The organism is Amycolatopsis thailandensis (assembly GCF_002234405.1).
GTDB classification, from domain to species: domain Bacteria; phylum Actinomycetota; class Actinomycetes; order Mycobacteriales; family Pseudonocardiaceae; genus Amycolatopsis; species Amycolatopsis thailandensis.
Genome location: NZ_NMQT01000008.1, coordinates 89,740 through 98,972 on the forward strand (window position 1 = coordinate 89,740; position 9,233 = coordinate 98,972).

8 protein-coding genes and 1 pseudogene are annotated in these 9,233 nt (G+C 68.3%); 4 read left to right on the plus strand and 5 right to left on the minus strand.

Translation table 11 applies throughout. From position 1 onward, the window contains the following. Nucleotides 1-44 precede the first annotated feature (44 nt). The gene (locus tag CFP71_RS02015) at nt 45-902 is read left to right on the plus strand and encodes a hypothetical protein (protein WP_143267025.1); all 858 of its coding nucleotides are present in this window, start codon (nt 45-47) and stop codon (nt 900-902) included. On the opposite strand, the gene CFP71_RS02020 is transcribed toward CFP71_RS02015, so the two are convergent. Genes CFP71_RS02020 through CFP71_RS02035 form a run of 4 tightly spaced genes read right to left on the minus strand, consistent with a single transcriptional unit; the run spans nt 899 to nt 5,137 of the window. After that, nucleotides 899-1,582 carry a FadR/GntR family transcriptional regulator gene (locus CFP71_RS02020; protein WP_093932099.1) on the minus strand — a complete coding sequence of 228 codons (684 nt, stop codon included), beginning with the start codon at nt 1,580-1,582 and terminating at the stop codon, nt 899-901. The genes CFP71_RS02015 and CFP71_RS02020 overlap by 4 nt on opposite strands. Beyond that, entirely contained in the window at nt 1,579-2,616 is a 1,038-nt protein-coding gene (locus tag CFP71_RS02025) for an ABC transporter permease (RefSeq protein ID WP_093932100.1), read from the minus strand. Before CFP71_RS02025 ends, CFP71_RS02020 begins: the two co-directional genes overlap by 4 nt. Further along, nucleotides 2,613-4,157 (minus strand): sugar ABC transporter ATP-binding protein, encoded by a 1,545-nt coding sequence (locus CFP71_RS02030; protein WP_093932101.1) that lies wholly within the window; start codon nt 4,155-4,157, stop codon nt 2,613-2,615. Before CFP71_RS02030 ends, CFP71_RS02025 begins: the two co-directional genes overlap by 4 nt. A gap of 20 nt (nt 4,158-4,177) precedes the next feature. Next, nucleotides 4,178-5,137, minus strand: a complete 960-nt coding sequence (locus CFP71_RS02035) for a substrate-binding domain-containing protein (protein ID WP_244199525.1) — start codon at nt 5,135-5,137, stop codon at nt 4,178-4,180. 322 nt (nt 5,138-5,459) lie between these two features. Here CFP71_RS02035 and CFP71_RS02040 point away from each other — a divergent pair, with 322 nt between their 5' ends. Beyond that, nucleotides 5,460-6,590, plus strand: coding sequence for a CapA family protein (locus CFP71_RS02040; RefSeq protein WP_093932103.1), 1,131 nt, complete (start codon nt 5,460-5,462; stop codon nt 6,588-6,590). 72 nt (nt 6,591-6,662) lie between these two features. Here CFP71_RS02040 and CFP71_RS02045 read toward each other — a convergent pair whose 3' ends face one another. Then, on the minus strand, nt 6,663-7,688 hold the full coding sequence (locus tag CFP71_RS02045) for a family 2 encapsulin nanocompartment cargo protein polyprenyl transferase (RefSeq protein ID WP_093932104.1): 1,026 nt from the start codon (nt 7,686-7,688) through the stop codon (nt 6,663-6,665). Nucleotides 7,689-8,173: 485 nt separating this feature from the next. On the opposite strand from CFP71_RS02045, the gene CFP71_RS02050 reads away from it, so the two are divergent. Together CFP71_RS02050 and CFP71_RS02055 are read left to right on the plus strand one after the other, a co-directional pair. Next, on the plus strand, nt 8,174-8,938 hold the full coding sequence (locus CFP71_RS02050; protein WP_093932105.1) for a bestrophin-like domain: 765 nt from the start codon (nt 8,174-8,176) through the stop codon (nt 8,936-8,938). Nucleotides 8,939-8,960: 22 nt separating this feature from the next. Next, nucleotides 8,961-9,233, plus strand: a pseudogene (locus tag CFP71_RS02055) (DUF6923 family protein); the annotation flags it as partial.

Consider the following 9,233-nt stretch of genomic DNA (forward strand, 5'->3'; position numbering starts at 1 on the left):
GAAGTCTGGTCGGCATGGTGTTCGTCGACCCCGAGGGAGCTCCCGTGGCCACTCAGCCTTCCGTGCCGATGCTCATGGATCGGCGGCGTACATCCTTTCTGGTGGCCGCCGGCGGGATCATGCTCTTCCTTGCCGTCTTCCTCGGGCTTTGCTTCGGTCTCACCGAGAAAGGCCCCGCCGACTGGGCGGGAAGCACCGAATTCGTGGTCGACGGCATCCTGGCGGCCTCGCTGCTCACTGCCGCGATCGCGTGCGCCATCGCTCTGCGACACAGCCGCAAGATAGGCGAAGCCGCGGTCGGCACCTGGCTTCCCACGGAAACAGCCGTCGCACGGGAGCCCGGATTCGAGGTACTGCCCCAGCGTTTTCACACCATGAGCCTCCTGGCCATCCCGTCCTTTTGTGCCTGTGCCGTGGCGTTCGGTCTCGTGGTGTGGTCCTCACTGGCGACCGGCTCACCGGGACTCGTGGTTCTCTTCGGCATTCCACTGGCCCTCGGGATCGTGGGCAGTCTGACCGCCTGGGTCGGCTGGGACAGAAGAGCCAAGTCCGTGCGGAAGACCGGCTGGTACGCCGCGAAAGTCATCGACATCGAGGTCTTCCGCGCGAACGACCTCCGCCTTCCGGCGATCTCGGTCGGCTTCGAAGACGGCAGTACGATCGGGTTCAGTTCGAGCCTGTCGACCTACGACGCCGGATATCGCGCGGGACGCCGCTGTCTCGAGGTGTGGGTCGGCGGCGAAGACGCCGCCATGGTCGTCTTGTTCGAAAACGGCCGCTTCCGGAAAGGCCTCTATCCGGTACCGGTGAAGGCCGTCGGTCCGCGTACGTTTCCGCCGATTCCGGCGCCTCCTCGTGGCCGGGCCGGCGGTCCGAGCTGGGCCATGCGAGTCGGGCGCTAGTGTCCGGACGGACGACACGCGTGACTGGATGGACGACACGCGTGATCGAGCGGCGGCACAACGGTTTCCAGTAGCCGCCGCGACGCCGATTCCGCCCCGTCGGCGTCCTTTCCGAGCACCATCGCCACCACGAGCGAATGCGCCGCGAGCACGTCGTCGCCCGGGACCTCTTCGAGCGCCGCGACGACCGGGATGTGCAACTGCGCGATCAAGGGATTGCCGGACGCGCGGAGCAGCGCCGCGTGAAAGGCGCTGTCGGCTTCCTGGAAAGCGCGGAGATCGGCGGCGTCGGCCATCAGCCCGTACGTCGCGACGAGGACCGCGAGTTCGTCCGGACGACGGTGCCACGCCGCCATCCGCGCCGCCTGCGGTTCGATCGCCAGCCGCAGTTCGTACAGGTCCGCCAGATGCCGGGGGCGGTCGGGCCCGGCGACCCGCCAGGCGATGACGTCCGGGTCGATCGCGTCCCAGTGCTCCGGCGGCCGCGTCCAGGTGCCGACCCGCGGCCGCGCCGTCACCATGCCCTTGGATTCCAGCACCCGCAACGCTTCCCGCACCACCGTGCGCGACGCGGAGAAGCGGCGGCCGAGTTCCTCCGGCACGATCGGCCGCTCGGTCCCGAGGGCGCCGGAGACGATCAGCCTGCCCAGCTCGTCGACGATCCGGGCATGCCGGGTCATACGGGCAGGCCGACCCGGCGTTCCCCGCTCCGGACCTGCTGGAGCACGACGGCGACGACGAGCAGCGAGCCGGTGGCCATGTTCTGCCAGAAGGGGTTGACGCCGAGCCCGGACATCCCGTTGTTGAGCACGCCCAGGATGATCACCGCCAGCACGGTGCTGATGATGGATCCCTTGCCGCCCTTGAGCATCGTGCCGCCGAGCGCGGCGCCGGTTACGGCCAGCAGTTCGAGCCCTTCGGAGCCGGACGTCGGCTGCCCGGATCCGGTGCGCGCGGTGATCAGCAGCCCCGCGATCGCCGCGACCACCCCGACGAGGGCGTACACGCCGATGATGTAGCGGTTGATGTTGATCCCGGCCAGCCGCGCGGCCGTGTCGTTGCCGCCGATCGCGTAGATGTTGCGGCCGATGTCGGTGTAGCGCAACAGGAAGTGCAGGACGGCCGCGACGAGCAGGAACACCCACACCAGCGTCGGCAGCCCGGCGATGGAGCCCTTGGCCAGGAAGATGAACAGGTCGTCGGCGCCGGTGTAGCCCTGCGCCTTGCCGTCCGAGACCACCTGCGCGATGCCCTTGTACGTCGCCAGCATCGCCAGCGTCGCGACCACCGGGTTGACCCGGCCGAAGATGATGATCATGCCGTTGACCAGGCCGCACACCACGCCGACGCCGATCGCGGCGAGTGTCCCGACCGCGGAAGAGCCGGTCGAGGTGAACACCATCGCCGAAACCACCGACGCGAGCCCGGCCATCGAGCCGACCGAGATGTCCAGCGCGCCGAGGATGATCACCAGGGTCTGCACGAGCGACAGCAGGCCCATGATGGTGATCGCGCTGCCGATCAGCAGCAGGTTGTTGGTACGGAGGAAGTTCTCGTTCAGCGAGCTCATCAGGATCACCAGCGCGATCAGGGTGAGCAGCAGGCTCGAATTCTGCACGCCGATCGCGGTCAGCACCCGCCGCACGGGGGAGACGTGCCCGGTCTCCGCCGCGGGAGCCCGTTCTTCGGATTCGGTGCGCGTGGGGGTGCTCACGAGACGATCTCCAGGTCTTCTTCGACAGCGGGTTCGGTGGCGGGGATGGCCAGGGTCAGGACGGCTTCCTCGGTCGCGTCGTCGCGGCCGAGTACGCCGGCGACCCGGCCGGCGCGCAGGACGACGATCCGGTCGGCGAGGCTCAGCACCTCGGGCAGATCGGACGAGATCACCAGCAGCGCGATGCCCTCGGCCGCGAGACCGTCGATGATCCGGTAGATCTCGGCCTTCGCGCCGACGTCGACACCGCGGGTCGGCTCGTCGAGGATCAGCAGTTTCGGGCGTCGCGCGAGCCAGCGGGCGAGGACGGTCTTCTGCTGGTTGCCGCCGGAGAGCTTGCGGACCTCCTGCTCCATCGACGGCGTCCGCACCCGCAGTTCGCGCACGTACTCCTCGACGAGCTCGCGTTCCCTGGCCCGCCGCACCACCCGGAACCGGCGCAGCCGGTCCAGCACGGCGATGGAGACGTTGTCCCGTACGGACCGCTGCATCAGCAACGCGTCGGTCTTGCGTTCCTCCGGCGCGAACCCGATCCCCGCCTTGACCGCGTCGCCGGGAGTGCGGGCACGCAACGGTTTCCCGTCCAGTTCGACGGTGCCCGAGCGCACCGGCAGGTCGCCGACGATCGCGTGCGCGAGCTCCGAGCGCCCGGCGCCGACCAGACCGGCGAGGCAGACGACCTCGCCCGCGCGGACCTGAAGCGAGATGTCCGTGACGTCGTCGGTGGTGACGTGGTCGAGCCGCAGCACGACCCGGCCGGTCTCCTGGGTGACCCGTCGCTCCAAAGTGGACAGATCGCGGCCGATCATCATGCGCACCAGCCGGTTCTCGTCGGTGGCGGCCGCGTCCTCCACCCCGATCAGCTTGCCGTCGCGCAGCACCGCCACCCGGTCCGCGAGCTGGAAGATCTCCTTCATCCGATGCGAGACGTAGACGACCGCCACGCCGCTGTCGCGCAGCCGTCGGATCAGCGCGAACAACGCGTCGACCTCGTGTTCGGACAGCGACGACGTCGGCTCGTCGAACGCGATCACCTTCGGCGGTGTCTTCGCGGTGAGCACCCGCAGGATCTCGACCAGCTGCCGTTGCGCGGCGGACAGCCTGCTCCCGAGCGTCTCCGGCCGCAACACGCCCTCGAACCCGTACTCCCGCAACGCTTCCTGCGTCATCCGGTGCAGGGTCCGGCGGTTGACCAGCCGTCCCCGCGCGGGCAGTTCGCCGACGAAGACGTTCTCCGCCACCGAAACGTGCGGGATGATCTCCGGCTCCTGGTAGATCACCCGGATCCCGGCGGCCATCGCGGCACGCGGGCTGTCGAAGGTCACGGGACCGCCGCCGATCAGCAGATGCCCGTCGTCGGGACCGTGGTCGCCGGACAGCACCCGCAGCAGGGTGGACTTCCCGGCGCCGTTCTCGCCCATCAGCGCGAGCACCTCGCCGGGCCGGAAGTCCAGGGTGACGCCGTCGAGCGCCGTCACCCCGGAGAACCGTTTGCTGATCCCTTCGGCGGTCAGCGCCGCCGCGGGTTCGGATGTGGCCATGGAAACGCCTCCACGCGGGATCAGATGCAGTTGACGCCGGCCTGCTTGTAGTTGTCCTTGGTGACGATCTGGGTCTTCGCGATCGTCTCCGGGGGCAGCTCCTTGGAGTTCTTCACCTTGTCCACGAGCAGTTGGATCGCGGTGCGGCCGACCTCGGCACCGGAGATGAACAGCGCCGACTTGTTGCCGGTGTCCTTGCCCGCGGCCCAGTCCTTGCAGGTCAGGTACGCGCCGAGGCCGACGCCGATGATGTCGTTCGCGGCGACGCCCGAGTTCGCCAGCGCGGTCACCGCACCGGTCTCGTTCTCGTCGTTGCAGCCCCAGACCACCCAGTGCTTGACGCCCGGGTTCGAGCCGATCACCGCGCCGGTGCGGTTCTGCGCGTCGACCGGGGTGTTGTCGGTGCCGACCTCGATCACCGGGACCTGGGCACCCGCGTCCTTATCGAACGCGGCCTTCGCCGCCGAGACGCGGTCCGAGCACACGGTCAGGTCCTGCTTGTAGGCACTGATGATCTTGGTGTCGGCCGCGGTCCAGCCGGCCGCCTTGAACAGCTTCGCGGCCTCCTTGCCGACCGAGTCGCCCATCTGTGAGCCGTTGAAGCCCACGAACGGCGACTTCGCGCCGCCGCCGTCCTTGATCACGTCGTCGGAGGCGATGATCGGGATGCCCGCGCTCTTGGCCTTGTCGAGCACCTGCGGGCCGATGGCCTGGTCCGGGACGACGATCGCGATGCCGTTGGCGCCCTGGGCGAGCGCGGCGTCGAGTTCGGTGATCGCCTTGTTGGCGTCCTGCCCGAGGTTGACGACCTTGAGCTCGACGCCCAGTTCCTTCGCCTTCTCCTGCGCGCCCTGCGCTTGCTCGACGAAGTACTGCTGGTCGCCCTGTTTCTGCAGGTAGAAGAGGGTGACCTTGCCGCTCGCGGGGGCCTGTTGCTGCGGCGCGGCGGTCTCCTTCCCGGAGGAGCAGCCGGTCAACACGACACCGACAATCAAACAAGAAACAACAATGCGCCAGGGCAGGGATCTGTGCGAAGCTGTGGACATCGGATGCTCCCAGGACGAAGCGGAAGAGTGTGACTCGTATTACTAAACACTCTTCCGGGTGACGTCAAGGCGCGATTGAGTCACGGAAGACGGCTGTGGTCGTACAAATCCCACGTGAGAAGCCGGGTATCTCGACGAGTAGTCACGACGAACTTGTCCGATGTCTGTCCGATCGTTCTTGTTGACTTTGGTTGAGTGTCGTACCCATTCGGCGTAAGGCAGGATGAATGGGACAGTCACCCGATCGAGGGAATCCATGTTCAGCTCCCGCGCCCGCAAGACCACCGCTCTCCTCGGCGCCACCCTGGTGCTCGCCGCCTGTAGTTCCGCCCCCGAGCAGCAGCAGTCGCCCGCCGCGTCCGAGGCGCCGCCGCAGTCGAGCCAAGCGCCGGACGGGTCGTTCACCGTGGTCGCCACCGGTGACGTGCTGATCCACCCGGCGCTGACCGATCAGGCCAAGGAGGACGGCAAGGGCGAGATCGACTACCGGCCGCTGCTGGCCGGGATCAAACCGCTGATCTCCGGGGCCGACCTCGGCATTTGCCACCTCGAAACCCCGCTCGCCCCGAAGGGCGGGCCGTACAGCGGGTATCCGTCGTTCAGCGCGCCGCCCGAGATCGTCGACGCGCTCAAGGACACCGGGTACGACAACTGTTCGACGGCGTCGAACCACACGATCGACCAAGGCGCCGAGGGCGCGAAGCGGACGCTCGACAAGCTCGACGAAGCAGGGATCAAGCACACCGGCTCGGCGCGTTCGGCGGAAGAGGCGAAGAAGCCGCTGATCGTCGACGTCAAGGGCGTCAAGGTCGCCCAGATCTCCTTCGCCTACGGGTTCAACGGGATCAAGGTGCCCGCGGGGAAGCCCTGGCTGGTCAACCAGATCGACGCCGAAGACGTGATCGCCCAGGCCAAGGCCGCGCGGAAGGCGGGCGCCCAGGTCGTCGTCGCGAGCCTGCACTGGGGCACCGAGTACCAGCACGACGCGACCGCCGAACAGCGCTCACTGGCGAAGAAACTCCTCGGCGACGACTCGATCGACCTGATCATCGGCCACCACGCGCACGTCGTGCAGCCCTTCGAACAGATCAACGGCAAATGGGTCGCCTACGGCCTCGGCAACAGCGTCGCCCGGCATTCGGAGCCGAAGGGCTCGACCGAACAGGGCGCGGCCGCGCGGTTCCGGTTCGTCCGGGATGGCGAACGCTGGAAGGTCGACAAGGCCGAGTACGTGCCGACACTGGTCCGGCTCGGCCCGCCGATCCGGTTGCTCGACCTGACCGCCGGGCAGAGCGGGGACGACGGCGCGGAAGCACTCAAGGCCACCGACGAGGTCGTCCTCAGCCGGGGCGCCGGTGATCAGGGACTGACCCGCCCCGGGCGCTGACCCCCTCGGGGGCGACAGCGGGTGGGCCGGGCCGTTTCGACCGGCCCACCCCTGCCTTTCCGCGCCCGGTCTTCAATAACGTCGCCGCACCACCAGTTTCGCGAGGGCCGCGAGCTCGGCGCCTGGGCGGGGCACCGGGTTCGAGACGGCGAGATGGTGCAGCGCGCCGGTCAGGAGCGCGTCGGCCTGCTCCTGGCTCCATGCCCGGCCGCCCGCCCGTTCCACCAGCTCCGCCGCGTGGGGCAATTCCGCGACGTCGAGGTTTTCCTTGCGGTACAAGGCATCCAGTTCTCGCCCGGCTTCGGTCCCGGAGTGGAGCGCGGCCACCACCGGCAGAGACTTCTTCCGGTTGGAAAGATCCGAGTGGACCGGTTTCCCGGTCACCTCCGGATCGCCCCAGATCCCGAGGAGATCGTCGATGTGCTGGAACGCCAGCCCGAGTGCCCTCCCGTACTCGGTCAGCCGGTCGACCTGATCCTGCCTCCCTTCCCCGGCGAGCGCGCCGAGCGTGCAGGACGCCCCGAGCAACGCGCCGGTCTTCCCCTCGGCCATGCGTACGCATTCGGCGGTGTCGACGTCACCGCGTTCCTCGAACTTCAGATCCGCGCTCTGTCCCTCCAGCAGGTCGATCACGGCGGAGCTCAGCACCCGCAGCGCGGTCTGCCCGAACGGCGCCAGCACCTCGAAGGCGCGGCACAGCAAGGCGTCCCCGGCGAGGATCGCGGCACCCGTGCCGAAGACGGTCCACGCGGTCGGGCGGTGCCGCCGGGTGGTGTCGCGGTCCATCACGTCGTCGTGCAGCAGCGAGAAGTTGTGCACCATCTCGACCGCGACCCCCACCGGCACGGCGACTTCGGCGTCACCGCCGACCGCTTGGGCCGACAACAGCGCGAGCGCGGGCCGTAGCGCCTTCCCGCCGTCCGAAGTGGAGGGCCGGCCCTGTTCGTCCCACCAGCCGAAGTGGTAGCCGGCGATGATCCGCATCGAGTCGGGCAGGCCGTCGACGGCCTCGCGCAGCGCCGGGTCGAGCAGATTCCGGCTCCAGGTGAGGACTTCGCCGGCGGGCCGGGTACCGGCACGGGTGTCGATGGTCGTCAACGGACTCCCTTTCAGTCTCGTAGTCGACGGATTACTCAACCGGCAGGCGACCCGGTGAACTGCTGTTTTAGCAATTCGCGGATACTCATTCGGGTGGAGTGGGTGCAAAATCAACATAGCAAGCGGTAATGCCCGGACAAACAACTCGATCGGGTCTCAGGGGAGGTTCACCTGTTTGCCGGACTGGGCCGTACGCGGCGGTGACCGGCGGCCGTTCGGGCTACGGAGCTGCTCGAAATGTCGGTATAGCGCTACTTCAGTGACGTCCAGTGGCCGGTCCTCACCCGGTCGTGAAGCCGTGCTCTCCGAGCGGTGACACGCCTTTCCAGGGCGTGGCGGAATTCGTTTCGCGATATGAGAAATTGGGCCGAGCCGGTGATGATCGACTGGTGTTGCTCCGCCGCAGGAATGAATTGATTCAACCGGTCTTTTCCGCGCGGCGAACCGTGAACTAGCTTCAGCACTCATCGCACGGAGGGAGTCGAATGGGTATTTACCTGACCGGCATCGCCTGGGTCGTCGGCGCGGCGGCACTCGCGGGGTTCGTCGGCTACCTCGTCCGCAAGTTCGGCTGGGACGAAGGGCGGCCCGACAACAACGACGCCGCGGGACAGGTGTTCACCATCGTCGGCGGGCTGCACGCCGTCCTGGTCGCCTTCATCTTGATCTCCCTGTTCGACTCCGCGAGTGCGGCGCGCGAAGGCTCGTACCACGAGGCGGACAGCCTGGTCGCCGCCGTCTGGGCCGCCGATTCACTGGGGGACGAGGTCAAGGGAGAGGTCCGGAAGCTGAGCGCGGACTACATCTCCACGGTCGAGAAGAAGGAGTGGCCGCAGATGGCGGGCGGCGGCGAGTTCGTCTCCGACACCGGCTGGTCGCAGCTCGACCGGTTGCGCAAGGCGGTCGACAAGGCCTCTTCGGACGATGACTGGCTCCGCGAACGCAAGACCGAAGCGTCCGCCCAGCTCTGGCAGGTCTACGAGGCCCGGCAGGATCGGCTCAACGCTGTCGAGGGCGGGCGGGTCGGTGGTGTCGTCTGGTTCGCGCTCATCCTCGGCAGCCTCATCTCGGTGCTGCTGCCCAACCTCTTCGGTGGCACTCGGCTGGCCGCGCACTTGGTGATCGTGTCCACGCTGGCCGGTACGGTCACGCTGCTGCTGTTCGCGATCTACCAGCTGCAGAACCCGTTCGGCGGCGGGGTGCGGATCCCGCCCGACGCGTTCACCGCCGCGCTGGCCAGGCTCGCTTGAGCGGGCGGGGACCGTGGACGGGGTGACGCGGGCGGCGGCGACGGCGGCCGCCGCCGGCTTGGTCGGCGCGTCGGCGCTGCTGGCGCCGATGGCCGCGCGGGCCGCGGAGTCCTGCCTGGTGGTGCAGGCGGAGACCGGCTCGTCCGGGAAGTCGAAGCTGCGGTGGATCGACGTCGGCTCGGGAACCACGTCGCGGGTGACCGAACCGGGGTACCGGCTCAACGCGCTCGGCTACTCCGCGACGCGGGATCTGGTCTTCGGTGTCGCGGAAGGACTCAGCCGCGGCGCGCACAGA